The organism is Synechococcus sp. A15-28, from assembly GCF_014280175.1.
Classification (GTDB): Bacteria; Cyanobacteriota; Cyanobacteriia; order PCC-6307; family Cyanobiaceae; genus Parasynechococcus.
In genome coordinates, this window is record NZ_CP047931.1 from 1,451,294 (window position 1) to 1,474,541 (window position 23,248).

Consider the following 23,248-nt stretch of genomic DNA (forward strand, 5'->3'; position numbering starts at 1 on the left):
TATCAGTGCTGCCGGCCGCGTTGAACTGCCACTACGCCATCCGCCAGCTGAACACGCCCGTGCACCAGCACGGCCATCAGCACGGATATCAGTCCCATCCGGCGCCAACGCCCCCCTTCGAGCAACAACCAGGGCAGCAGGCCGATCACCAGCAACGCCACCACCCAGGGCTGGGGGTGACCGGTGAGCAACCGCGCAGCGGGCCAGTGGCTGATCCAGCGCACCATGGCGATCAACAGAGCGGCCAACTGCGCCACGGGCCAGGCCAGCAGCTGCAGGGCCGCCGCGGGCAACACCAGTGACGCCAGAGCCAGACCCATCGCGGAGAGGGTCAAGGGAGCCAGCAGCGGAGCCGCCAACAGGTTGGCCAGCAGGGCGTAGAGGGGAGCCGAGCCGAAGTGGAGCAGCTGCAGTGGCAGGGTCCAGGCCATCGCAGCGAGGGGAACCGCCAAAGCTGGTGCCAACCACCCGAGCCGCCTCGGCAAGCGCTCCGCCCACCACCGCTCCAGGCCAGGGGCCGTGAGGATCAACCCTGCCGTCGCGGCAGCGCTGAGCTGGAAACCGATCGAGCGGGCCCAGGCGGGATGCAGCAGCAGCATCAGGCTGAGGGTGAGCAGCAACACCCCGAAACCGCGGCTGCGTTCGCCGGACTCGCGGATCAGCAACGCCGTGGCCCCCATCAGCACGGCCCGCACCACCGATGGTTGGGCTCCAGCGCAGATCAAAAAGATCAACATCGCCAACGCCGCGAAGGCCAGTCGCAGGGAACGCCCCAGACAGCGACCCAGCGCCAGGGAAGCCCCCATCAGCACCGAGAGGTGGAAGCCTGAGGCCGCCAGGGCATGGGATAAGCCAGCAACCCGGAAGGCCTTGCGCAGATCATCGGGAAGCTGCACCTGGGCACTGCCCAGCACCAGCGCCGCCAGCAGCCCGCCTCGCTGGGCACCTGCCGCGGCCTGAAGACGGTCAGCGATCCGCCGCCGCAGATCAGCGATGGGCGTCCAGGGACGATCAAGCACCTCGATGCGTGATGCACGCAGCTGGCTCCAGCTGCCCCTGGCCGCCAACCGTTCCGCCGGACCAGGCAGCAGGGGGTGAACACCGGCAGCAGGGCGTTTCAGCTGCCCGCGAACACGAATGCGCCAACCCTGGCGGGGTGGATCCGGGCAAGGACGGAGCTGAAGTTCCGTGCGTCCCGGACGGCGAATCCCATCGAGCCACTCCACCGCCACAAGGGCGGAGCAGGCGTGATCAAACCGACGAGCATCCGCCAGCAGCCTGCCGGTCAGCTGCACGGGCGACCGCTGCTGTTGGATTGCCCTGGATGGATCAGATGATGGCGGCAGAGGTGCGCCCCAGAGCAGCCCCCGCAGCAGCAGGGTCAGGCAGAGCAGCAGTGCGCAGGTCTGAACGGAGGGGAAACGGAGCAGAGGGCGTCAAGCCGCTTACGCAAGCGTTCCCCCCTTCAGCAGGGGGAAGCCCAGCTCTTCCCGCTCCGCCAGCCAGGCTTCCGCCACCTTGCGGGCCAGGGTGCGGATCCGACCGATGGTGGCGGTGCGTTCGGTGACGGAGATCACGCCGCGGGCCTCCAACAGGTTGAAGGTGTGGCTGCACTTGAGCACGAAGTCCAGGGCTGGTGCCGGCAGCTTCTTCTCGATCAGATCAGAGGCCTCGGCTTCATAGATGGCGAACAGCTGCTTCAGCCTTTCTGGATCAGAGCCCTCGAAGTTGAAGTGGCACTGAGCCTTTTCAAAGGGCAGCCAGATGTCGCCGTAGTTGCGCTCCGCGTTCCAGCTCAGATCCCAGATGCTTTCCACATCCTGGAGGTACATGGCCAGCCGCTCGAGGCCATAGGTGATTTCAATCGACACCGGCTTGCAGTCGATCCCGCCGCATTGCTGGAAATAGGTGAACTGCGTCACCTCCATCCCATCGAGCCACACCTCCCAGCCCACACCCCAGGCTCCAAGGGTGGGGGATTCCCAGTTGTCCTCCACAAAACGGATGTCATGGTCCGCCGCCTTGATGCCCAGGGCTTCCAGCGACGCGAGATAGGTCTCCTGGATACCGTCTGGGGAGGGCTTGATCAGTACCTGGAACTGGAAGTAGTGCTGGGCCCGGTTGGGGTTGTCGCCGTAGCGGCCATCGGTCGGGCGGCGACAGGGCTCGGGGTATGCCACAGCCCAGGGCTCGGGACCGATCGCCCGCAGCACCGTATGGGGACTCATGGTGCCGGCCCCTTTCTCGGTGTCGTAGGGCTGCAGCAGCAGGCATCCCTGATCCGCCCAGAAGCGGTTGAGGGTGCTGATGATGTCCTGAAAATGCACTGCGAACCGGAGGTGCCTGGGGGTTGATTCTGCCCAGAAGGTCAGCCCCCCCTGCCAAACGGACGTGGCCATCCCGTCCGTGCCAACTGGCCGAGCTGCCTGAGGCGGGTGGAGCTTCGCAGACCTCAGCTCTTCAAGGCCAGGCAGCGGTGCAGGTGGGCAATGGCGTGGTGGCGATGGGGGTTGCTGCCGTTCGGTCCGATCAACCCGAGCCAGAAACTGCCATCCCCCTGGAACACCAGCACCGGCTTGGCGCCGCCCTTGCCGTGGGATTCCAGCAACGACATGCAGAGCTTTTCGGCCACTTCATGCCCCTTGGGACGCTGCCTCAAGCGCCGGAGCAGGGGATCCACCTGGGAGAACGAGACAAAGCTGGCGCGGGCTGAGTCGGTGACCAGGATCAGACCATCGAGCCACTGCACCTCCTGAAGCAACTCCTCAATGGTGGGAAGCAGCGTCGGGAGCGGGAAGGCCACAGCAGACCTCGTCTTAAACTTGTCTTTAGATTTACGACACCAACAGGCTGTGTCGCAAGCGACGCAGAACAAGCTTCATCGTTCCAACAGCAGCATTCCCATCTGACCTGCCACCAGGGTGTGGTGCCGGGCCTGGGAAAACCCCGACTCGAGAGCCATGCGCTCCTGAGCTGAGCCATCGGGGAAGCGTTTCAGGCTCTCCTCCAGATAGGCGTACTCCTCCTTAAGGCCAGCTGCAGAGGCCACCGGCACCACAAGCCGACGCAGATAAAAGCGCTGAAAGCTTGCGGCAGGTCCTGACGTCGTCAAGCGATTGAAATCGAGCACACCAGCCCGTCGCCCCGGTTTCAACAGGCGGGCCATCTCCACCAGCCCCGCCGCTGGATCCTTGAGATTGCGCAGGCCATAGGCCATCACAATTCCATCGGCGGAGGCATCCGGCAGCCCCGTTGCCAAGGCATCTCCCTGCTGGAACGCAACATTCAGCCAGGGTTGACGGCGTTGACGCTGCCGCGCGAGCTCCAGGGGTGCCGCGGCAGCATCCAGACCCAGCACTGAGCCAGCTGGCCTCACGCGGCGCGCCAGCTCCAGGGCAAGATCCCCCGTCCCGCAGCAGAGATCAAGCCAGGTCTCTCCCGCTGCGGGCCTGAGGAAGCACTGCAACTGTCGCTTCCACTGACGATGCAGCCCCAGACTCAACAGGTCATTGAGTTGGTCGTAGCGGGAGGCGACCGAATCGAACAACTGCTCAACCGCAGCGGGATCTCCTGGTTTCACGGCCGAATCGACAGACCTCGCTGCAGCAGATCCTGTTTGATCTCCTCCACCGTGAGAACACCGTCATGCAGCAGTGAGGCCAGCAGCGCTGCCGAGGCATGCCCTCCCCCCGGCCCTGTCTCAAGGGCCTGGGCGATGTGGTCGATGCAGCCGGCCCCACCGGAGGCGATCACCGGCACCGGCACCGCATCCGCCACTGCTCGGGTGAAGGCAAGGTCGTAGCCGGCCTGGGTGCCATCGCCATCCATGGAGGTGAGCAGAATTTCGCCGGCACCGAGCTCCGCCACCCTCCGCGCCCAATCCACCGCATCCAGCCCGGTATTCTCGCGCCCTCCCTTGACGTAGACATCCCAGCCATCGCCATCCCGCTTGCGGGCATCGATGGCCACAACAATGCACTGGCAGCCGAAGCGATCAGCCCCCTCGCGCACCAACTCGGGACGGCGCACGGCGGAGGAGTTCAAGCTGACCTTGTCGGCCCCGGCGCGCAGCAGATCCGTGATGCCGTCAACCGTGGAAATGCCTCCGCCCACGGTGAAGGGAATCGTGACCGATTCGGCGGTGCGCCGCACCATATCGATCAGGGTGCCGCGTCCTTCATGGCTGGCGGCGATGTCGAGGAACACCAGCTCGTCTGCGCCGGCTCCGCTGTAGCGACAGGCCAGTTCCACAGGATCCCCGGCATCGCGAAGACCGACGAAGTTGACGCCCTTCACCACCCGTCCGCGGGCGACATCCAGGCAGGGAATCAGGCGGAGAGCGACCATCGATCCGGCGCAAAAGCGACTGTTAGGGTTGCGCCACTATCCAAGCCTTGCAGGCCATGTCCCAGGCTGCGTCGATCAACATCGGCTCCAAGATCCGTGTCACCCGTGTTCGTGATCGGATTCCCCAAAGTCTGGTGGACCTGCTGAAAGCTGATGCCAGCGGAACGGTGAAGGAATTCCGCACCGTCGACGGCCAGGGCATCGGTGTGGTGGTGGAGCTGAGTGATGGCTCCACCAACTGGTTTTTCGAAGACGAAATCGCAGCAGCCTGAGGACAACTCCTGTGAGTGACGCACGCCAGCTGCTGGGCATGAAAGGTGCCTCCGGCACCACCAACATCTGGAAGCTGCGGCTGCAGCTGATGAAACCGGTCACCTGGATCCCGCTCATCTGGGGTGTGATCTGCGGCGCCGCGGCCAGTGGCAACTACCAGTGGAAACTGGATCACGTGCTTGCGGCCTTCGCCTGCATGTTGATGAGCGGTCCTCTGCTGGCGGGTTTCACCCAGACCATCAACGACTACTACGACCGAGACATCGACGCCATCAACGAGCCCTACCGGCCGATCCCATCCGGCGCGATTCCCCTGGGCCAGGTGAAGCTGCAGATCTGGCTGCTGCTGATCGCGGGTCTGGCGGTGTCCTACGGCCTCGATCTCTGGGCCGGCCACAGCACTCCCGTGGTGTTCCTGCTGGCTCTGGGGGGATCCTTTGTCAGTTACATCTATTCAGCACCACCGCTGAAGCTCAAGCAGAACGGCTGGCTGGGGAACTATGCCCTCGGTGCCAGCTACATCGCCCTGCCCTGGTGGGCCGGCCAGGCCCTGTTCGGCCAGCTCACCTGGAGCACAGCGCTGCTGACCCTGGCCTACAGCCTCGCGGGTCTGGGCATTGCCGTGGTGAACGACTTCAAAAGCGTTGAGGGTGATCGCGAACTGGGGCTTCAGTCCTTACCCGTTGTGTTCGGAATCAAAACAGCCAGTTGGATCAGCGCCGGAATGATCGACATTTTCCAGTTGGCGATGGTTGCCGTTCTCATTGCCATCGGTCAGCATTTCGCTGCGGTCCTGATGGTGCTGTTGATCGTTCCCCAGATCATCTTCCAGGACATCTGGTTGCTGCGGGACCCAGTGGAATTTGACGTCAAATACCAGGCCAGCGCTCAACCCTTCCTGGTGCTCGGCATGCTGGTGACCGCTCTGGCCGTCGGCCACAGTCCACTCACTCAGCTGATGTGAACCGTTCCCGTCTGCATTGGGCCCTCATCGCCGCTGCTGCAGCGGGTGTGGGCATCGGTGCCGCTCTCGGAACACGGGCGCTGACCAAGCTGATCGATACGGCCCTGCCGGATGCCCGCGGCATCGCCAACTTCAACCGTCCTGGAACGATCACCCTGCTGTCCACACGGGGGCGCATCATCCAGAAACTGGGACCGGCCACCCGCGACAAGCTCGAGCCGGGGTCCATGCCTCTGCTGGTGCAGCAGGCCTTCATCGCCGCTGAAGACCGCCGCTTCTTTGACCATGACGGGGTCGATGGCTGGGGGATTGCCCGGGCCGTGGTCACCAATGTCCGGCAGGGCTCGGTGCGGGAAGGCGCCAGCACCATCACCCAGCAGCTGGCCCGCACCGTTTTTCTCAGCCAAGACCGCACCATTATTCGAAAGCTCAAGGAAGCAGCCTTGGCCTTGAAGCTGGAACGTCAGCTGAGCAAGCAGCAGATCCTTGAGCAATACCTCAACTTCGTGTACCTCGGATCCGGTGCCTACGGCGTGGCGGATGCCGCCTGGAACTACTTCTCCAAGTCCCCAGACCAGCTCACGCTGCCGGAAGCTGCTCTGATCGCGGGTCTCCCCCCGGCACCTTCGGTCTACTCGCCCCTGGTGAACCCGGAGCTGGCCCGGCAGCAACGATCCATCGTGCTGGAGCGAATGCTTCAGGAGGGCTTCATCACCAGCGCCTCGGCCTCGGCAGCAAAAAACTCTCCTCTCAATCTCAAACCGGCCACACCGAAATACTTCAACAGCGCAGCCCCATTCTTCACCGGCTGGGTGGCCCAGGAACTTCCCAAAATCGTCACCCAGGAACAGCTGGAAGTGGGCGGCCTCAAGGTGCGCACCAGCCTCAACCTCGACTGGCAGAGAAAAGCCCAGCAGGTCATTCGTGAGTACGCCCCCTCTGATACAGAAGGGGCCCTGGTCACCATCCAACCGGGCACCGGTCTGGTGCGCGCCATGGTGGGAGGCAAGAGCTTCAAAGACAGTCAGTTCAACCGTGCCACCCAGGCTCTGCGGTCGCCCGGGTCGACCTTCAAGCTCTTCCCCTACGCGGCAGCCATCGACCGAGGCATCAGACCCGAGGATATCTTTATGGATTCGCCCCGCTGCTGGCGGGGCTACTGCCCGAAGAACTTCGGCGCCAAGTACTTCGGACCGGTCTCCCTTGCCGACGCTCTCAAGAACTCACTTAACACCGTTGCGGTGCAACTGCAGGACCGAGTGGGTTTCGACGCCATTATCGAAACCGCCAACGGCTTTGACATCGGGACCACCCGCCCCCTCGGGAAGTACTACCCGATGGCGATCGGTGCCTACGAGCAGACGATCCTTGAGATGGCCGCGGCCTATGCCGGTGTGACGAACCGTGGAGTGTTCGTGCAACCGACACCATTTGAGGAGATCCGCGGTCCGAAGGATGGACTGATCTGGAGTCGCCGCCTGGATGGCGATCGCGGCCGTCGCGCCCTGGACAGTGATGTCGCCGATGCCATGAACTGGATGCTGCAACGGGTCGTGACCGGTGGTACAGGCATCGCCGCCAAGCTAGAAAACCGAGCTGTGGCGGGCAAAACCGGAACCTCAGAAGGCGCCCGCGACCTCTGGTTCATCGGATCGATACCGCAGCTCACAACAGCTGTTTGGTTCGGGTACGACAACAACAAAGAGACCAAGAGCAACAGCGGGGAAGCCGCCTGGGCCTGGAAGCAATTCATGCTGCAGATCGAGGACGAGTTTCCTCTGCAGCCGTTCCCAGCCAAACCTGTGCTGAACCGCAAGTTCGAACCACCTGGCAAGCCCAAACCAAAGACAACAGACAAAAAAGTCCCGTACCGCGGCTACGACTACGCGCCGAAGCCGATCTACACAGCTCCACGCTGGGAACCCGACCCATCCATGGCCCCGGTGCCGTTCACAACTCCCGAATCTGCTTCGACATCGGCACCCCAACCTCGGATCGCGCCAACTCCAGCGCCAATCTCTCGACCCGAACCACCGCGTGAGCCTCAGGCTGAGGTGAACGGTCGCCGCAACTGGCTCAAACCCCAGATTCAACGGCGCTGAAGCACGGCGGCATAGAAACCATCACCACCGGTCTCAGCATCGGGCCAGCGCTGGGTCTCCTCAAGCAGCTTGAGCTCGGTGTGATGTTGCAGCAGCCCATGGATCTGAGCCGTGTTCTCCGCCGGGTGAATCGTGCAGGTGGCGTAGACCAGGGTTCCGGTCTCAGCCAGCAGTGGCAACAGCCCCTCCAACAGGGATTTCTGAAGGGGCAACAGGCCCTCAATCGCAGCGGGTGTCATACGCCAACGCGCATCGGGATGACGGGCCAGGGTGCCCAATCCGGAGCAGGGGGCGTCGATCAGGATCCGCTGGAAATGGCTGCGCCACTGGGGGCGGTCCTCCAGCAGCTGTTCGGCATCCGCCGCCAGGGCCTGAATCGAGCCATGGCCGAGCCGGGCGGCATTGGCCGCCACCCGTTGCAAGCGACCGGCCGAGCGGTCCACCGCCCAGATCTCAGCCTGATCCTTCACCAGTTCCGCGAGGTGGGTGGTCTTTCCACCAGGGGCGGCACAGGCATCCAGGATTCGATCTCCGGGCTGCGCAGCCAGCAGCGGCGCCACCCACTGGGCCGCCCGATCCTGAACACACCAATGGCCCTCCTCATAGCCGGGCCAGCTGCGTAGATCCCCCCTGTGCCCGTCCACCTGCAAACCATGGAGACAACCCTCGAGGGGATGACTGCTGATGCCGGCACTCGCCAGGGCAGCCATGACCTCCGCCCTGGACGCCCGCAGTGGATTCACCCGCAGATCAAGGCAGGGCACCAGGTTGCAGGCGGTCGCCACGGCGGCAGCCCCCTCCTCCCCCCGCCACTCCAGCAGCAGCGGCGGCAACCAGTCCGGAAGCGAGTGCTCGAGGGCGAGGGCAGCAGCCCACTCGGAGGGTGTGTCCAACCCTTGGCCGGACTCCCGAGCCCGCAGCGCAGAACGCAGCATGCCGTTGACCACGGGGGCCAGACGGGCCAAACCAACGGCTTTCGCCAGATCCACGGCTGTGTTCACCGCAGCGGAGGCGGGAATGCGCTCCATCCAGAACAGCTGGTACAGCCCCACGTGCAGAAGCCAACGCAACTTGGGCGGTTGCTTCAAAGCGGGAATCTTGCCCAGACGATCCAGCCAGGCATCCAGGGGTCGCCGCCGTCGGATCGCTCCGTAGGCCAGCTCCGTCGCCAGGCCCCGATCGGCGCCCGTCAGATGATGCTCCCGCAGGGCCCGTTCCAAAGCAACATCGGCATAGGCCCCCGCCGCCACCGCCTGCAGCACCTCCCAGGCGAGCCTCCGTGGTGCCAGTCCTTTGGTTTGCGGCTGTGTCAATCCAGTCAACCCTCAGGATCCAGACATAGCTTCCGGCCGCCAAAGCCGTTCCTTCAACGGCAAACGCCCCTCTTCATCCACCGGCACCCCTTCCGCTAGCAGCAGCTCCCGTTGGATCCAATCGCTGCCCTCGCGACTGAGGCTCATCGAAATGCGCCCCTGGGCATTCACCACCCGATGCCAGGGCACCTCAGTGGGCAATTTCAGCCGCCGCAAGGCCCAGCCCACCTGCCGGGCGCAGCCATAGGCGCCGATCAGATCAGCGATCTGTCCGTAGGTGGCCAGGCGGCCATGGGGGATGCGAGACACCGTCACCCACACGCGCTGATCAAAAGGGCCCTCCACCGAGCAAAGCAGCCTCAGCAATCTCGGCCAACGTAGGCCGACACGTCAGAACGTTGATGCCTGAGGACTCCATTACAGAGCTCACCACGACGGTGTTGCGCAAGTCGAAGGGCCGCCAGCTTGCAGACGGCGATCGACTCCTCGTGAACTACCAGGGGACTCTGCTGAGCGGAGAGCAATTTGACGCGAGCTTCGACTTCAGCAGCTTCGAAGCCGAAGCTGGCCGCAGACCCTTCGAATTCGTACTAGGCGCGGGGCAAGTGATTCAGGGCTGGGATCAGGGCTTGAACGGTCAGAAGCTCGGTGAGGTTGTGGAGCTCAAGATCCCCTCAGAGCTCGCCTACGGCGAACAAGCCATCGGCGACAGCATTCCTCCGAACAGTTCCTTGATCTTCACGGTTGAGGTGCTTGCGATGCTTCCAGCTGGCGAAGCCGTTCCGATCTATCTCGATTTCAAGGACATCGGGATCAAGCCCAAGAAGATCGGTCTCACCGATGAACTCCTGGCAACGGTCCAGTTCTCCAAAACAGGGCTGAACCTCAACGATGAACTGAACGGAGGCGAAGAAGCTGATCTGCTTATCGGCCTCAAAGGCAAGGACACCCTCGATGGAGGCCTTGGCGCCGATGTGCTGATCGGCGGTAAAGGCAAGGACCGTTTCCTGTACTCAGGCGTGGAGGATTCGCTGGCCGATGCGGATGGGCGCGATCACATCCTTGATTTCGGCAAGAAGGACAAGATCAATCTGCAAGCCCTTGCTGAGGAGCTGCAGTACATCAAAAAGCGGCAGTTCACCGGAACGGCCGGCGAAGTACGGTTCAAAAAGGAGACCCTTTCGATCGACATCGATGGCGACGAGTCGGCGGATTTTGCCGTTGCTATGCCCGGGGTTGAGAAGCTGAAGGGGTCCAATCTGCTCCTCTGACGTCTCCCCTCGGATATGCCCCTTCTGCCCAGACGGTTTGAACGGCTGAAATCCGTTTTGAACCATCGCATGGCAGATCTGACCGTGGTGCTGGAGCACGTGGAGAAGCCCCACAACCTCTCCGCCATCCTGCGCAGCTGCGATGCGGTGGGAGCCCTGGAGGCCCACATCGTCAGCCTGCAGGGACGTCCCCGCACCTTCAACAGCACCGCCCAGGGCAGTCAGAAATGGGTGCCCCTGAACGACCATCCGGACATCGAGACCGCAATCTGCAGCCTCAAAAACAGGGGATTTCGGATCTACGGCACCCACCTCGGGGTTGAAGCGAAGGACTACCGGGACTGTGACTTCACCGGTCCAACCGCATTTGTGCTGGGGGCGGAGAAATGGGGCCTGACCGATCAGGCCAGAGACCTGATGGATGAGGCCCTGTTCATCCCGATGCGGGGCATGGTGCAGTCCCTGAATGTTTCGGTCGCCACGGCCACCCTGTTGTTCGAGGCCTTGCGCCAGCGCCAGGTGGCTGGAACAGCTCCAACGCGGGGGGAAGGGTTGTCAGCAGACCATTACAGACAGCTACTGTTCGAGTGGTCCTACCCCCAGGTGGCCGCCTGGTGCCGGGAGCAGGGGCGTCCGTACCCCGAACTCAATGATGAAGGAGAGCTGCTGGAAGAGCTGCCCCGAACAGTGAAGTTGCGCTGCTGATTTCACAGGTCCCCTTGCCGATGGGGGCGCAGCTGAGCCATAACCGAATCAGCGAATTGTCAGGAATGGACGACAAAGCAATGCACGACTACGCCGTCACGTATCACTGCGGCGAGGAATGGGGCGAGGAGATGCTGCAGTCCGTCGATCTGGGCCAGGCGGTGGAGGCGGCCCATGCCCTGTTCCCCAGCTCCTGCAGGATTTCCATCCGTGAAGTGAAGCCCCCCGCCAGCCGCTGAGGAATCAGTGGCGTGAACCGGAGGCAAAGGGCAAACGCAGGGCCGCGATCAGTGCCACGCTCTCCAGCACAAGGTTCTGGCTGACCAAGACCACCACCAGAACCAGCAGTGCTGCCAGCAACCGCTCCAGCAGCCCGATCACATCATCGGGATTGTTGCGGCCTGACATCCACAGCATCACGGAGATCGCCAGGAACAGCAGGCTGGTCCACCAAGGCATGGCGTGAGGAACTGTTGCCGTCAGTTTGACGTCGGTTGGTTCTCCGCGCCGCTGACCCAGGCTTCGATGCCTTCCCCGAGGAAGGACAGGCCCAGCACCAGGATGAACATGGCCAACCCTGGAAACAGAGCGGTCCACCACACACCGGTGGGCACCGCCGCCAGAGCCAGGTTCAGATCGCCGCCCCACTCGGGCACGGTTTCCGGCAGCCCCAGACCAAGGAAACCCAGGCCCCCCAGCACCAGAACGGCATCGGCGGCGTTGAGGGTGAGCAGCACCGGCACCGAGGTGATCACGTTGCGGAAGAGGTAACGGCGCAGGATCCACAACGGCCCTGCACCGAGGGTGCGGGCGGCTTCCACAAACAGTTCACTCTTCACCTGAGCCGTCTGGTTGCGCACCACCCGGAAGTACTGCGGTACGTAGACGACACACAGGGCGGCAGCGGCATTGGGGATGCCCTTGCCCAGCAGAAATGCCAGCACCACCGACAGCAACAGCACTGGAAGCGTGTACAGGGTGTCCATCAGCAGCACCAGCACCCGGTCGACGGCACCCCCCAGGTAGCCGCTCACCATGCCCAGGGGAACACCCACCAGCAGGGCAACACCAACCGCCAACAGCACCACCTGCAGGGCCACCCCACTGCCGGCCATGGTGCGGATGCAAACATCCCGGCCGAGGCGATCGGTACCGCACCAATGCTCAAAGGTGGGCGGCGCATAGATCGGATTCGCCAGGCCGGCGTTGGCATCCGGCAACCAGCCCAGGGCGACAAGAATCGGCGTGAACACGGCGATGACGCCATAGATGCCCACGATCACGAGCCCCCAACGGGCCATCCGTGTGGAGAGGCTGAGGATCACGAAAGGGGTTCCATGCAACGGATGCATCATCCCCCCATCAGCGGGAGAATGGGCCATGGCAACCTCCCGATCCTGGCGCCGGACGCTGCTGGGCAGCCTGCAGGGTCAACTGCAGTTGGCGACCTATTTGGCCGTGTTCATCGGCTTCACAGGTGCATCGTCAGCTGGGCTCTGGATCGGCCAGCGCAACCTGATTCAAAACGACCTCCGGGAGCTCCGAGACAGCGCTGATTCCATCCAGCAGTGCCTGCGGAAGGGAGGTGGGGACGATGCAAGTGTTCGACAGGAGCTGCTGCTGCATTCCAGAATGCGCACAAGCCTCTGGATCGAGCAACCCGATGGGTCGCTGCTGTTGCCCGAGAGCGATCATGTGTCGATCTCGGATCAGACAATCCGAGCGGCCATGGCCGCCAACCAGAAACGAACCGTTGGGCTGCAGCAGCAGTTGCGTCTTGGAGAGAACCAATACCTGAGTGAACTGGTGGAGCGATTCCCCTCCGGCGCCCGGCTCTGGATCAGCCATGAGGTGAGCTCGAACCAACAGGCCCTGAGCCATTACCTGGGGCTGATGATCCTCATCTGGGGGAGCTGTCTGATCATCACGCTGATTGCTGTGAGCGCCCTTGTGCGTCGCATCGTGCAACCGCTCCAGCAACTCAATGCCGCGACGAACGACGTCACCGCCGAGACCCTGGCCTCAGCCCGACTGACGTTGAAGCACGGTCCCATCGAAGTGCTCCAACTGGGTCGCACCTATGACGCCCTGCTGGAACGTCTCTCCCAGTCATGGGAATTGCAGCGTCAGTTCGTCAGCACCGTCAGCCACGAATTGCGCACGCCCCTCACGATCGTGCAGGGCTATTTGCACCGCACGATCCGCCGCAGCGACAACCTGTCATCAGGTCAACTCAAAGGCCTGCAAACAGCGGAGGACGAGAGCATCCGCATGCGACGGCTTCTCGATGATCTTCTCGATCTCTCCCGAAGCGATTCAGGACGGCTGAGCATCAGCCATGAACCCCTTCAGCTGATCGATCAACTGGACCAGGTCGTGACACTTGCCCGCAGCACCCTGAGCCGCAGGCTGGAGCTCAATCTTCCGGAATTGACCGATTCAGACGCCGTGATCGTGCAGTCCGACCCGGCGAGGCTGCGCCAGGTTCTGCTCGATCTGATCGAAAACGCCGATAAATATTCCCCGAATGACCGTCCCATTCGTCTGACCCTGCGCCTTGAACAAGAGTTCGCCTGCATTGACGTGATCGATGAGGGCATCGGCATCCCCGCTGATGAGCTGGAACGGGTGTTCGAGCGGTTTCAACGGGCCAGCAATGCCACGGAGAAAAGCGGATCAGGGCTTGGACTGTCGGTGGTGAAGCTGCTGGTGGAGGGAATGGGCGGCACCATTGGGGTCAGCAGCCACCTGAATCAAGGCAGCTGTTTCACCGTGAGGTTGCCGCGATTATTGCGTATCTGGTGTTCTGCTCTCTGCTGATCCCAGCCAACCTGTGGGCCGCGATCACGCCGCACCTGCACAGCGACCTGTCGATGCGCGTTTTGCACGGTGTGTCCACGTTGGCCCTGCTGCCTCTGCTCTGGAGCCTGTGGCAGGGGCGGCAGTGGCAGAACCCACTGGTCTCGCTGGTGCTCGGGGTGTTCGGCGTGATGCTGGTGCTGGTGAACAGCTGGATCACCGCCATGGGCATGGGGGTGGAATTCGGCTGGCTTGATCACGTGATGCTGTCCGTGGCCTACGGCAGTGTTATGGCGTTCTTCCTGCTCAAACCTGAGGCTGCTGAACAGGAGTCGTGAACTAACCAACGCCGGTGCTGCGGACCCGACGGTCCTTGCCGGGAAGACGTTGCTCCAGATGGAATTCCAGCAGGGGCAAGCCATCGGGCTGACGGACTCTGAAGGCTTCCACGCCATCAAGAACCACCCGGTTTTGGTAGGCACCGCCCGGGCGGGCACGACCGTTCAGATCAAAGGCAGGGCCGCAACGCATCAACACCTGGCCCTGCCAGATCGCTGATGGTGCCGTCCCAAGGGAATACACCACAGGGTTTGAGCCATGTCTTGGTTGGATGGCGAGCAGCGGTCGCCGGCCGGACAGTCCACAGGCCCAACGTTGTTGCGGGTTCGGATCGAGCTGCCAGGAAGCAGCTTGGCGGAGGTCACCCTTCACCAACGCCAGGGTTCGGCGTTGCATCCCTTTCATCAGCATGGCCTGCGCCAGGGAGCCGCCCTGGCGCAGCTCGCCAAGCAGGAGCTGACCCATCACACCGCAGAGCAGCAGTCCCAGAGCCGCTGCCAACAGCAACTCCACCAGGGTGAAGCCAGCGGAGGAACGATCAGCGCGCATCACGGGGCCTGCATTGGGAACTGCTGAGGGGAGTGTTGATGTCTGCGCGGTAGATGCCGCCGCGGGTGATGCCGAGGGGCAAGCCGATCACGAAACAGAGAGCGTGGTTGCGCTGGGGGTGGCTCAGCACCACCAGACTGCTATCAAGCACCAGACCATTGGCGGTGAACCGCACGACATCAGGCAGGTTGCTGCGCAGGATCAACGGGCTGGCGCCTTGGTCCTGCAGATCCAGGCTTCCTCCACGGCAGGCCGGCAGATCCCCAGCCACCGGGGGTTGCCAGCCTTGAGGGGTGAGATGCAACGCGCAAGGCTGCTGATTGCGTTCTGCGGCCATCTGGCCTCGATCCACCCCGATGCGCAAGCGCCGCAACCCAGTTTCCAGGTCAAGGTTGTGTTTCACCGCCGCCGGGCTGGCGATGGCGATCGACGCCAGGATCCCCAGCATCACCACCGCGAGGAGCAGTTCGATCAGGCTGAAACCAGCGCATGGATCGCGATCCATCAGGGCACCTCTGCGCGGCAATGACCCAACCCAGCGGGAGTCAACAACTGGCGGCGTTGCACCGGACCATGGGCCACGGTGAGCCAGAGGCCATCGGTGGACCGATCGTCTTCGACCGTTTCTGTGATGGCGGGAGCCATGGGTATGGCACTGAGCGCGGCATCCACGGCATCGCCGTCAAAGCGGCAATGGGGATGCACCACTGGGGCTTTTGCCAGCACTCGCCGCGTGATCAGGAGCCGTTGCTCCAATTGAGTGAGCTGCTGATCCAGCTGATCAGCGGCGGCGGCAGCCTGGGCTGTGCGGGTCCACCCCTGCAAACCCACCTGGGTGCTGATCCCCAGGATCACTGCGGAGACGAGCACTTCCGTGAGCGTCATGGCAGCAGCTCCAGATCCAGCCGGCTCTGGCGGCCATCGCTCCATTGCAGTCGCAAGGTTCCGGCCAACGCGCCCTGGGGTTGCCAATCCAGCAGTTGCCAGTCGCGATCGGCGACTCGGCCGGATTGAAGCGCTGCAGGGTTCGCCCCAGGGCAGCCCGCCGGGAGGTCCCACTCGGAGGAGGGCAAGGCCAGCAGGCAGGCATGGGCACCGGCAGCGTGCTGTTTGAAGGCCATCGCCACCGAACGCTCGGCATCGCGGGTCTGGGCGGTGACCAGCGCCTGGCTGCTGCGCTGGCGCGCGTGCAAGGCGAGGGTCTACAACGACAAACTGCTCAGCAGCAGCAGGGCCGAAGTGGTTAGCGCCAGGGGCAGAGCAAAGCCCCTGCTGGCAACAGGATGAATCAACATCAGCAAATGGTGGGCTGAAAGAAGGGTTCCCCGCTGACGCTGTTGTTGATCACATTAAAAAGTGCGCAAGACATTTAATTGAATGCATCGAAAACCAAGGACCTGCAACTGAAAGAACAATGAGACCCAGCCTCAGAAAGAACTCATCTCAATAAAAGCCGCGACTCAGACAAGGCCTTCAAGATCAGTGGATAGTGAATATGTCGAGATCAATTCCGATTGATGACTAACAAATTCCTGCAAACCGCACTCCTCAATAACAAGAAAGCCAAGAACGCACTCCAAAAAGGTTTCACCCTGGTGGAACTGATGGTCGTGATTGTAATCGTGGGCATCCTGTCTGCTGTTGCTTTACCTCAACTAAACGCGGCACAAGACCGAGCCAAAGATTCTGTTGCCAAGCAGGAGGCAATTGCAGCTGCTAAAGAGTGTTCCATTTACACCCTTGCTGGTGGCACCATTCCTAATGGGTCTCAATACATAGCTGTTACTATTGGGAAAGATTGTGCAGATGTGGTTTCTACCAGTCCCACTGGCACCACTTACAAAGTCACCCTGACTGACGGCATTCCTGGACCTGTTGAGGACTGATTTATGAATATCGTTTCAGTGATTACTGGTATGACGATCATGGGGATTGCCGCCCCCAAGATCGCTAACATGAGCATTCAACCGTTTATTGCTCAAAAGCGTGCAGAAAACTTCGGCATTGCTGAGGCTGCCGCTGTCACTTTCGCAGCCCAAAATGAAGGAGCAACCTCACTTACAGTTACACCTTCTCTTTGCGATGCACCTGATCCACTAAGCAACGGTGCGTATTCCATCACTTGCACCGAAGGTACAGGAACTCCTTACGTTCAAACTGTGACCCGCAGCTTTAGGCTCCAACAGTGCGATGACAACGACGGCAACAATGGCCATGGCAATAGCGGTGGCTACGATTGCTCCAACCCCGGTAACGGCGGTGGCGGTTACGCGGACAATGCTCGCGTCTTCAACTTCCCCACGCCTACAAAATTCACGGGCCACCAATGCCCGACTTATGACACCTGGGGAGTGAATGGCTACAACGATGCCCAAGCAGCCATCTATGGCGAGGACTATGGGGCTTGCATTCCTGATGTCGCCTGGTCGAAACAAACATACAAAGCCAGCAATCCTGACAGCTGGCTTTATGACATCAACAACCACAACGGCTGGGGTAACCACAAAGACTATTAAAGGAGATGCTCTGATTGCGATCTTTCTTGAGCAGGGCACCTCATTCATTCACAAAGCTAAAAGATGGCTGCTCATCATCGGGCAGCTTTCTTGTTGATTAAACGGAAACAAGAGACGATTGTCGCCGAGATCAAAAAACGAGGCAAAGAGGGCTTTCACGATAAATACCCAAAATGAGAGACTAAAATCAACGAAAACACCCTGAGAATTCACTGGTCTTGCAATGAACCTAGACAACGATAAATCAAAGGCCAGAAGCTCATTAAGCTGATCCACCATCATTCAGCTTCAACACAGCCATGAAGGCCTCCTGCGGTACATCTACCTTGCCCATCGCCTTCATTCGCTTCTTGCCCTTGGCCTGTTTCTTCAGCAGTTTCTTCTTCCGTGATATATCGCCGCCATAACACTTGGCGAGCACATCCTTACGGATGGCACTAATGCTGGTGGAGGCAATGATTCGGCTACCAATCGAAGCCTGAATGGGGATCTTGAACTGCTGGCGGGGGATCAGCTCCTTCAGTTTCTCCACCAGGGCCTTACCCACGTTGTAGGCCTTGTCTTGATGAACAATCGTGGTGAGGGCATCAGCCCGATCGCCGTTGATCAACACATCGAGGCGTACCAGCTGGTTCTTGCGGTAGCCGATCAGGCTGTATTCCATCGAGGCGTAGCCTTGGGTGCGCGTCTTCATCTGATCGAAGAAATCGGTCACCACCTCCGCCAGCGGTAACTCGTAGATCAACGTCACCCGATCGGTGGTGATGTATTTCATGTCGATGTACTCCCCGCGCCGTTCCTGACAGAGGCCCATCAGGGCACCGTTGTACTCATTCGGCGCATAAATCTCCATCTTCACGTAGGGCTCTTCGATCGACTCACGCTTCTGCGGATCGGGAAGGGTGGCGGGGTTATCCACCATCTCCTCACTGCCATCGACCATATTCACCTTGTAAATCACCGACGGCGCGGTGACGATCAGATCCAGGTCGTACTCACGCTCCAGCCGCTCCTGCACGATCTCCATGTGCAGCAGGCCAAGGAAGCCGCAGCGGAAGCCGAAGCCCATGGCGCTGCTGGTTTCCGGCTCGTACTTCAGCGCCGCATCCGAGAGCTGCAGCTTGTCGAGCGCATCGCGCAGATCGGGGTACTGGTCGGCTTCGGTGGGGAACAGGCCGCAGAACACCATCGGCTTGGCCTCGGTGTATCCGGGCAACGGCTCCTCCGCCGGTGCGTTCAGCAGGGTGATCGTGTCGCCCACACGGGCATCTGCCACCGCCTTGATCGACGCCGCCAGGTAGCCCACCTCACCGGCGTGGAGCTCGTCCACTTTCTTCTGATCCGGCGCCATGATCCCGATCTCGTCGAGCTCATAGGTCTTCTTGCTCGCCATCAGCAGCACCTTGTCCTTGCAGCTGATGCGGCCGCTCATCACCCGGAAATAAACGATCACGCCCCGGTAGGGGTCGTAATAGGAGTCGAAGATCAGCGCCTTGGTGGGTTCCTCCACCGCATCCTTCGGCGGCGGCACCCGGTCCACCACCGCCTGCAGGATCTCGGGCACCCCCAGGCCGGTCTTGGCCGAGCAGGGGATGGCGTTGTCGCAATCGAGGCCGATGATCGCCTCCACCTCTTCCTTGATCCGATCGGGATCCGCACCGGGGAGATCGATCTTATTGAGCACCGGGATGATCTCGAGATCGTTGTCCAGGGCCAAGTACACGTTGGCCAGGGTCTGCGCTTCCACCCCCTGGCTGGCATCCACCACCAGCAGCGCCCCTTCACAGGCCTGCAGGCTGCGGCTCACCTCATAGGAGAAGTCCACGTGGCCAGGGGTGTCGATCAAGTTGAGGACGTACTCCTCACCATCGGCCGCCTGGAAGTTCATCCGAGCGGCCTGAAGCTTGATCGTGATCCCCCGCTCCCGCTCCAGATCCATGTTGTCGAGGAACTGGTCCTGCATGTCCCGGTTGGCCACGGTGCCGGTGTCCTGCAGCAGGCGGTCAGCCAGGGTCGACTTGCCGTGGTCGATGTGGGCAATGATGCAGAAGTTGCGGATCCGTGAGACGGGGGCGTCGGTCATGCAGCAGCGGAATCCCGTCTCGGGTCCATGGTTCTTCGTTCTCCCAATCCTAAGGAGGGGTCAGCAGTGGCGATGAAGCAGCGATGTCTCTGAGCAATCCCTGGACCCTGCTGTTGCTGGCCATCAGCGCTGAGGTGATCGGCACCTCCTGCCTGCGGTTATCGGAGGGCATGACCAGGCCCCTGCCCACCCTGCTGGTGTTCAGCGCCTACGCCCTTGCGATGGTCCTGCTCTCCAAGGTGGTGCTGAGCATTCCCCTGGGAATCACCTATGCCCTGTGGAGTGGCATCGGCACCGTGGTGATCGTGCTGGTGGGTCGCTTCGCATACAGCCAGATGCTGCAGCCCGCGCAGCTGATCGGCATCGGCCTGATCACCGCCGGTGTGGTGCTGGTGAATCTGGCCAAGTAGTCCTCAGCCCGTCAGTCCCAGCAGGGCATCGCTGCGTTGACGCATCGCTATCAGCAGTTCTGGATCCTGGGTCGGGTCGCCGCCGATGCTCGGCAGCAGAGCCTGCAGACGCTCCTGCCAGGGGGCACTCGCCAGCCGCTCCTTGAAACAACGCTGCAGAACCTCCAGCATGATCGTCACCGACGTACTGGCACCGGGCGAGGCCCCGAGGAGTGCGGCCAGTGAACCGTCGCTGGAGGCCACCACCTCGGTGCCCAGCTGCAGCCGCCCCCCCTCTTTGCTGCGCTTGATGATCTGCACCCGCTGGCCGGCCACCGACAGGCTCCAGTCCTCCGTGCGAGCCGTGGGCATGAACTCCTGCAGCGCGTCATGGCGTTGCTCCGGGCTCTGGCGCAGCTGGTTGATCAGGTATTTCACCAGGTCCACATTGGTGGCCCCCACCTGCAGCATCGGCAGCAGGTTGGTGGGCCGCACCGAGGCCGGCAGATCCAGCAGCGACCCCTGCTTGAGGAATTTGCTGCTGAAGCCGGCGAAAGGACCGAACAGCAGCGATCGCTTGCCATCGATCCAGCGGGTGTCGAGGTGAGGCACCGACATCGGAGGCGCCCCGACCGCGGCCTTGCCGTAAACCTTGGCCCGTTGTTTGTCCGCCAGCTGGGCGTCACCGCAGACCAGCCAGAGACCGCTGACGGGGAATCCGGCGAAATCATCCGCCTCCGGAATACCGGAGCGTTGCAGCAGCGGCAGGGCTCCCCCACCAGCCCCGAGGAACACAAACGGCGCCCGCACCTCCCGCTTGCCGGAGGGGTCCTGCAGGATCACCCGCCAGTCGGCCTCGGTCATGTCACCTCGGCGCAGGCGCTTGAGATCACGCACCTGGGTGCCGTACTCCACGCTGAGGGCACCGCTGTGCTGCAGCGGATCGAGATAAGCGCGGGTGAGAGCACCGAAATCCACATCCGTGCCGCGCTCGATCCGGGTGGCCGCCACCGGCTGCTTCAGATCCCTCCCGGCCATCACCAGCGGCATCCACTCGGTGAGTTCCGTTCGCTCCTCGCTCCAGCGCATTGAAGCGAAGGCCGGAATCTGACTCAGCTGCTCAAAACGCTGACGCAGAAAAGCGATGTTCTCCGGCGTCCACACCGCGCTGATGTGGTCGGCCTGATGCAGGAACGCCCCCGGGTCCAGCTGACCGCGTTCCCGCAGGGAACCCCAGAACTCGAGGCTGCGCTCGAAACCGGCGTTGATGGCCACCGCCTTGGCCGTGGCCACGGTGCCGTCGGCCTGCATCGGGGTGTAGTTCAGCTCGCAGTTGGCGGCGTGGCCGGTGCCGGCGTTGTTGACCGCAGCAGTGCTCTCCCGGGCAGGGCCCTCCAGACGCTCCACCAGCAGCAGCCGGAGCCCTGGATCCAGCTCATGCAGCAGGGCCGCCAGGGTGGCGCTCATGATGCCGGCGCCCACCAGCACGGCATCGAAGCGAGCGTCTGCACTGAAGGAGCCGTCCTGCTGCACCGAGAAAGGGTGATAACCGCTCTCGTCACCCTATGGGGCCGCTCCGTAGGCTTAGAGGGCTGATCCCTGTCTGCGTCCGATGAGCACCGAAACCATGGCCCTGACGTTGGAAAACGTGGAGAAGGTGCTCGATGAGCTGCGTCCGTTCCTGATAGCCGACGGCGGCAACGTTGAAGTGGTGGAACTGGACGGTCCGATCGTGAAGGTGAGACTGCAGGGGGCCTGCGGCAGCTGCCCCAGTAGCACCATGACTCTCAAGATGGGCATCGAGCGCAAGATGCGCGAATCCATCCCCGAGGTGAGCGAAGTGGTTCAGGTTCTCTGAACCGGGGCCTTCGGTGGAGCGCCTGTTCGTCTACGGCAGCCTCAAGGCCGGCGCCAGCGCCCATCACCTGCTGCAGAAGACCGTCGCTGAAGTTGAGGGTGTCTTGAATCAGGTGGAGCTGACCGTGCACGACGGTTATCCAATGCTGCCGGCCGGCTCGCAGCAGGTTCGTGGGGAGATCTACAAAGTTCCAGATGCCCTCTGGCCTGCGCTGGATGCATGGGAAGACGTGCCCAGGGTGTACAGCCGTCGCCGCCGGACGCTCCTCGACGGCAGAGACGTCTGGGTTTACGAGGCGTCCTGAACTGAGGCAGACGGGCAACTCCTGGCGGAGAAATCGCAGGAATACACAGCCGGCTTCTGCCAGCTGAGCGGAATCTCCAGCAGGTCACGGCTACCGGTGATGGCCTGAGCCAGGAACAACAGCGCAGCCAGAACCGAGGCACTGATGTGCAGGCGCCTGAAGCGAAGATCCCGCAGGATCTCCTGCCGTGCCGCCAGGGACGCCAACATCAAGCCCGTCACAGCAACCCCCGCCCAGTAGTGGGACTGCCAGAAGTCGCCTGATAGGGGGTTGTCCGACAGTCGCCAGACTTCGGGCTGGGCGCCGAGGCTGAGCACGCCGGTCCAGGTGATCAGGCTGAAGGCGAGGCGCAGGGATGCGGTCTTGCAGCGGAGCAAGGCCACCAGGCTGGCCACGGTGCCTGCCAGCACCATCAGCAGTTGCGCTGCCCGCCAGACCCCACCAGCGAATTCGGATGGGGTGGTTTTGGTGGCGATCACCACGGTGAGGGCCACCAGCACGATCACCACGACAGCCGCCGCAAGCCAACGGCCGAGATCGCTGTGATCGCTTCCCACTGTGACCGGGTGCTTCACCGAGGCCACCCTTCGCTGCCGTGTCTGCCAGGCCAGTCGCACCACCACACCGAGCAGGGGGTACACCAGCACCACAGCCAGAACCGGATGCAGGATCCAGAGCCAGTCGACGGTGGTCATGGGGATGTCCACAGGTCTCTGCCTGAGACCTTTTCAAAAGACACAGGACGTTGCTTGATGCGCCAGGCCAGTCGCAAATTGATGGCAATGGCCGCGGCCAGGGCGAGATGAAAAAGATTGCCATTGGGAATCCCCATTCCCTGGAACGCGATCCAGGTGTTCACCCCCAGCAAAAAGCTGTTGATCAGGAACCAGATCACAGCCACACCAAGCCGAACGAAGCGGCGATCCCGCAGTACCAATCGGACGGCCAGGCCACAGGTCAAAAGACCGGGTATCAAGCCGATGGAGCTGTAACCGTGAAGGATGCGCATCGACGCATCTGAATGCGCGTGGCTGAACAGGGCCGCCAGGAGGTTGAGTGAAATCAAGGCTCCCGGGTAGGGGCCAAGGGCATGACGCAGCGGAGCCGGCCCATTCATCCAGAGGGCACCACGCAGAAGCGGGTGATGGGGCTGCGCCGGCTGAGACATCGCAAGACCCTGGAGGAGAGATCACTCCCTAAGTTTCAGCACGATCAGCAGCATCGGCCAGATGGCATTTCGAAACTTTTGTCCAGCCCTGCTGAACAAGACCTACTTCAACTAGGACGCACTACCATTCTGACAAGCCTAGATCAACTGCAGCACAACGGCTTTTAGAGAATAGCGTTGAGAGCTTTAGTCACACCTTTAGTCACAGAATTTGGACTCCATAGTCCTGAGGACCAGTCGCGCCAGCTGTTTTCAGGCGTTGTTTGAG

At 62.0% G+C, this 23,248-nt stretch carries 31 protein-coding genes; 13 read left to right on the plus strand and 18 right to left on the minus strand.

Annotation, left to right across the window (positions count from 1 at the left end; genetic code table 11):
* Nucleotides 1-2: 2 nt before the first annotated feature.
* The 5 genes from SynA1528_RS08340 to hisF all read right to left on the minus strand — a co-directional run bounded on the left by SynA1528_RS08340 (nucleotide 3) and on the right by hisF (nucleotide 4,347).
* Nucleotides 3-1,295: a ComEC/Rec2 family competence protein gene (locus SynA1528_RS08340; RefSeq protein WP_286187787.1), complete on the minus strand. Its 1,293-nt coding sequence runs from the start codon at nucleotides 1,293-1,295 to the stop codon at nucleotides 3-5.
* Between the two features lie 150 nt (nucleotides 1,296-1,445).
* Complete coding sequence (gene glyQ / locus SynA1528_RS08345) at nucleotides 1,446-2,327, minus strand: glycine--tRNA ligase subunit alpha (RefSeq protein WP_186588360.1); 882 nt, start codon at nucleotides 2,325-2,327, stop codon at nucleotides 1,446-1,448.
* A 125-nt stretch (nucleotides 2,328-2,452) separates the two neighbouring features.
* Nucleotides 2,453-2,803: a hypothetical protein gene (locus tag SynA1528_RS08350; RefSeq protein WP_186496755.1), complete on the minus strand. Its 351-nt coding sequence runs from the start codon at nucleotides 2,801-2,803 to the stop codon at nucleotides 2,453-2,455.
* A gap of 75 nt (nucleotides 2,804-2,878) precedes the next feature.
* Nucleotides 2,879-3,580 carry a bifunctional demethylmenaquinone methyltransferase/2-methoxy-6-polyprenyl-1,4-benzoquinol methylase UbiE gene (ubiE, locus tag SynA1528_RS08355; RefSeq protein WP_186586364.1) on the minus strand — a complete coding sequence of 234 codons (702 nt, stop codon included), beginning with the start codon at nucleotides 3,578-3,580 and terminating at the stop codon, nucleotides 2,879-2,881.
* Nucleotides 3,577-4,347: an imidazole glycerol phosphate synthase subunit HisF gene (gene hisF / locus SynA1528_RS08360; protein WP_186586365.1), complete on the minus strand. Its 771-nt coding sequence runs from the start codon at nucleotides 4,345-4,347 to the stop codon at nucleotides 3,577-3,579. Before hisF ends, ubiE begins: the two co-directional genes overlap by 4 nt.
* A gap of 56 nt (nucleotides 4,348-4,403) precedes the next feature.
* Here hisF and petP point away from each other — a divergent pair, with 56 nt between their 5' ends.
* From petP to SynA1528_RS08375, 3 genes are read left to right on the plus strand one after another with little or no spacing between them, the layout of a single operon-like run.
* The gene (gene petP, locus SynA1528_RS08365) at nucleotides 4,404-4,619 is read left to right on the plus strand and encodes a cytochrome b6f subunit PetP (protein WP_186586366.1); all 216 of its coding nucleotides are present in this window, start codon (nucleotides 4,404-4,406) and stop codon (nucleotides 4,617-4,619) included.
* Between the two features lie 11 nt (nucleotides 4,620-4,630).
* Nucleotides 4,631-5,584, plus strand: coding sequence for a chlorophyll synthase ChlG (gene chlG, locus SynA1528_RS08370; protein ID WP_186586367.1), 954 nt, complete (start codon nucleotides 4,631-4,633; stop codon nucleotides 5,582-5,584).
* Complete coding sequence (locus SynA1528_RS08375; RefSeq protein WP_186586368.1) at nucleotides 5,581-7,686, plus strand: transglycosylase domain-containing protein; 2,106 nt, start codon at nucleotides 5,581-5,583, stop codon at nucleotides 7,684-7,686. The genes chlG and SynA1528_RS08375 overlap by 4 nt, the downstream gene beginning before the upstream one ends.
* Here the strand turns inward: SynA1528_RS08375 and SynA1528_RS08380 are convergent.
* Together SynA1528_RS08380 and SynA1528_RS08385 are read right to left on the minus strand one after the other, a co-directional pair.
* Nucleotides 7,674-8,999 (minus strand): 16S rRNA (cytosine(967)-C(5))-methyltransferase, encoded by a 1,326-nt coding sequence (locus tag SynA1528_RS08380; protein ID WP_186586369.1) that lies wholly within the window; start codon nucleotides 8,997-8,999, stop codon nucleotides 7,674-7,676. The two genes, SynA1528_RS08375 and SynA1528_RS08380, sit on opposite strands and share 13 nt — an antisense overlap.
* A gap of 12 nt (nucleotides 9,000-9,011) precedes the next feature.
* Nucleotides 9,012-9,344, minus strand: coding sequence for an MGMT family protein (locus SynA1528_RS08385; protein WP_186586370.1), 333 nt, complete (start codon nucleotides 9,342-9,344; stop codon nucleotides 9,012-9,014).
* 56 nt (nucleotides 9,345-9,400) lie between these two features.
* Between SynA1528_RS08385 and SynA1528_RS08390 the strand changes: the two genes are divergently transcribed.
* Genes SynA1528_RS08390 through SynA1528_RS08400 form a run of 3 tightly spaced genes read left to right on the plus strand, consistent with a single transcriptional unit; the run spans nucleotide 9,401 to nucleotide 11,214 of the window.
* The gene (locus SynA1528_RS08390) at nucleotides 9,401-10,270 is read left to right on the plus strand and encodes an FKBP-type peptidyl-prolyl cis-trans isomerase (protein WP_186586371.1); all 870 of its coding nucleotides are present in this window, start codon (nucleotides 9,401-9,403) and stop codon (nucleotides 10,268-10,270) included.
* Between the two features lie 15 nt (nucleotides 10,271-10,285).
* A complete protein-coding gene (gene trmH / locus SynA1528_RS08395; RefSeq protein ID WP_186586372.1) occupies nucleotides 10,286-10,975 on the plus strand; it encodes a tRNA (guanosine(18)-2'-O)-methyltransferase TrmH in 690 nt (229 codons plus the stop codon).
* A 14-nt stretch (nucleotides 10,976-10,989) separates the two neighbouring features.
* On the plus strand, nucleotides 10,990-11,214 hold the full coding sequence (locus tag SynA1528_RS08400; RefSeq protein ID WP_186588538.1) for a hypothetical protein: 225 nt from the start codon (nucleotides 10,990-10,992) through the stop codon (nucleotides 11,212-11,214).
* Between the two features lie 4 nt (nucleotides 11,215-11,218).
* Here the strand turns inward: SynA1528_RS08400 and SynA1528_RS08405 are convergent, their stop codons facing one another.
* Together SynA1528_RS08405 and SynA1528_RS08410 are read right to left on the minus strand one after the other, a co-directional pair.
* Complete coding sequence (locus SynA1528_RS08405) at nucleotides 11,219-11,434, minus strand: hypothetical protein (protein ID WP_186586373.1); 216 nt, start codon at nucleotides 11,432-11,434, stop codon at nucleotides 11,219-11,221.
* A 20-nt stretch (nucleotides 11,435-11,454) separates the two neighbouring features.
* Complete coding sequence (locus SynA1528_RS08410; protein WP_286187951.1) at nucleotides 11,455-12,327, minus strand: ABC transporter permease; 873 nt, start codon at nucleotides 12,325-12,327, stop codon at nucleotides 11,455-11,457.
* A gap of 28 nt (nucleotides 12,328-12,355) precedes the next feature.
* On the opposite strand from SynA1528_RS08410, the gene SynA1528_RS08415 reads away from it, so the two are divergent.
* Together SynA1528_RS08415 and SynA1528_RS08420 are read left to right on the plus strand one after the other, a co-directional pair.
* On the plus strand, nucleotides 12,356-13,795 hold the full coding sequence (locus SynA1528_RS08415; protein ID WP_186586374.1) for a HAMP domain-containing sensor histidine kinase: 1,440 nt from the start codon (nucleotides 12,356-12,358) through the stop codon (nucleotides 13,793-13,795).
* Complete coding sequence (locus SynA1528_RS08420) at nucleotides 13,777-14,112, plus strand: hypothetical protein (protein ID WP_286187788.1); 336 nt, start codon at nucleotides 13,777-13,779, stop codon at nucleotides 14,110-14,112. The genes SynA1528_RS08415 and SynA1528_RS08420 overlap by 19 nt, the downstream gene beginning before the upstream one ends.
* Before the next feature lies 1 nt (nucleotide 14,113).
* On the opposite strand, the gene SynA1528_RS08425 is transcribed toward SynA1528_RS08420, so the two are convergent.
* Genes SynA1528_RS08425 through SynA1528_RS08440 form a run of 4 tightly spaced genes read right to left on the minus strand, consistent with a single transcriptional unit; the run spans nucleotide 14,114 to nucleotide 15,855 of the window.
* Complete coding sequence (locus tag SynA1528_RS08425; RefSeq protein ID WP_186586375.1) at nucleotides 14,114-14,662, minus strand: prepilin-type N-terminal cleavage/methylation domain-containing protein; 549 nt, start codon at nucleotides 14,660-14,662, stop codon at nucleotides 14,114-14,116.
* Nucleotides 14,652-15,167 carry a prepilin-type N-terminal cleavage/methylation domain-containing protein gene (locus SynA1528_RS08430; protein WP_186586376.1) on the minus strand — a complete coding sequence of 172 codons (516 nt, stop codon included), beginning with the start codon at nucleotides 15,165-15,167 and terminating at the stop codon, nucleotides 14,652-14,654. The genes SynA1528_RS08425 and SynA1528_RS08430 overlap by 11 nt, the downstream gene beginning before the upstream one ends.
* Nucleotides 15,167-15,547 carry a hypothetical protein gene (locus SynA1528_RS08435; RefSeq protein ID WP_186586377.1) on the minus strand — a complete coding sequence of 127 codons (381 nt, stop codon included), beginning with the start codon at nucleotides 15,545-15,547 and terminating at the stop codon, nucleotides 15,167-15,169. The genes SynA1528_RS08430 and SynA1528_RS08435 overlap by 1 nt, the downstream gene beginning before the upstream one ends.
* On the minus strand, nucleotides 15,544-15,855 hold the full coding sequence (locus SynA1528_RS08440) for a hypothetical protein (RefSeq protein ID WP_186586378.1): 312 nt from the start codon (nucleotides 15,853-15,855) through the stop codon (nucleotides 15,544-15,546). The genes SynA1528_RS08435 and SynA1528_RS08440 overlap by 4 nt, the downstream gene beginning before the upstream one ends.
* A 324-nt stretch (nucleotides 15,856-16,179) precedes the next feature.
* Here SynA1528_RS08440 and SynA1528_RS13285 point away from each other — a divergent pair, with 324 nt between their 5' ends.
* Nucleotides 16,180-16,548 (plus strand): type II secretion system protein, encoded by a 369-nt coding sequence (locus tag SynA1528_RS13285; RefSeq protein WP_286187789.1) that lies wholly within the window; start codon nucleotides 16,180-16,182, stop codon nucleotides 16,546-16,548.
* Nucleotides 16,549-16,551: 3 nt separating this feature from the next.
* Complete coding sequence (locus SynA1528_RS08450) at nucleotides 16,552-17,178, plus strand: hypothetical protein (protein WP_186586379.1); 627 nt, start codon at nucleotides 16,552-16,554, stop codon at nucleotides 17,176-17,178.
* Nucleotides 17,179-17,226: 48 nt separating this feature from the next.
* On the opposite strand, the gene SynA1528_RS08455 is transcribed toward SynA1528_RS08450, so the two are convergent.
* Together SynA1528_RS08455 and lepA are read right to left on the minus strand one after the other, a co-directional pair.
* Nucleotides 17,227-17,457: a hypothetical protein gene (locus tag SynA1528_RS08455; RefSeq protein WP_186586380.1), complete on the minus strand. Its 231-nt coding sequence runs from the start codon at nucleotides 17,455-17,457 to the stop codon at nucleotides 17,227-17,229.
* Entirely contained in the window at nucleotides 17,441-19,261 is a 1,821-nt protein-coding gene (lepA, locus tag SynA1528_RS08460; protein WP_186586381.1) for a translation elongation factor 4, read from the minus strand. The genes SynA1528_RS08455 and lepA overlap by 17 nt, the downstream gene beginning before the upstream one ends.
* An 83-nt stretch (nucleotides 19,262-19,344) precedes the next feature.
* On the opposite strand from lepA, the gene SynA1528_RS08465 reads away from it, so the two are divergent.
* Nucleotides 19,345-19,671: a DMT family transporter gene (locus SynA1528_RS08465; protein ID WP_186586382.1), complete on the plus strand. Its 327-nt coding sequence runs from the start codon at nucleotides 19,345-19,347 to the stop codon at nucleotides 19,669-19,671.
* 3 nt (nucleotides 19,672-19,674) lie between these two features.
* On the opposite strand, the gene SynA1528_RS08470 is transcribed toward SynA1528_RS08465, so the two are convergent.
* Nucleotides 19,675-21,183, minus strand: a complete 1,509-nt coding sequence (locus SynA1528_RS08470) for a malate:quinone oxidoreductase (RefSeq protein WP_186586383.1) — start codon at nucleotides 21,181-21,183, stop codon at nucleotides 19,675-19,677.
* A 79-nt stretch (nucleotides 21,184-21,262) separates the two neighbouring features.
* On the opposite strand from SynA1528_RS08470, the gene SynA1528_RS08475 reads away from it, so the two are divergent.
* Both SynA1528_RS08475 and SynA1528_RS08480 read left to right on the plus strand, forming a co-directional pair.
* Nucleotides 21,263-21,508, plus strand: a complete 246-nt coding sequence (locus tag SynA1528_RS08475; RefSeq protein ID WP_186586384.1) for a NifU family protein — start codon at nucleotides 21,263-21,265, stop codon at nucleotides 21,506-21,508.
* A 13-nt stretch (nucleotides 21,509-21,521) separates the two neighbouring features.
* Nucleotides 21,522-21,812, plus strand: a complete 291-nt coding sequence (locus SynA1528_RS08480; RefSeq protein WP_222930180.1) for a gamma-glutamylcyclotransferase family protein — start codon at nucleotides 21,522-21,524, stop codon at nucleotides 21,810-21,812.
* On the opposite strand, the gene SynA1528_RS08485 is transcribed toward SynA1528_RS08480, so the two are convergent.
* Entirely contained in the window at nucleotides 21,797-22,507 is a 711-nt protein-coding gene (locus SynA1528_RS08485; RefSeq protein ID WP_186586385.1) for a DUF4079 domain-containing protein, read from the minus strand. The genes SynA1528_RS08480 and SynA1528_RS08485 overlap by 16 nt on opposite strands.
* Nucleotides 22,504-22,980, minus strand: coding sequence for a hypothetical protein (locus SynA1528_RS08490; RefSeq protein ID WP_186586386.1), 477 nt, complete (start codon nucleotides 22,978-22,980; stop codon nucleotides 22,504-22,506). Before SynA1528_RS08490 ends, SynA1528_RS08485 begins: the two co-directional genes overlap by 4 nt.
* Nucleotides 22,981-23,248: the final 268 nt, after the last annotated feature.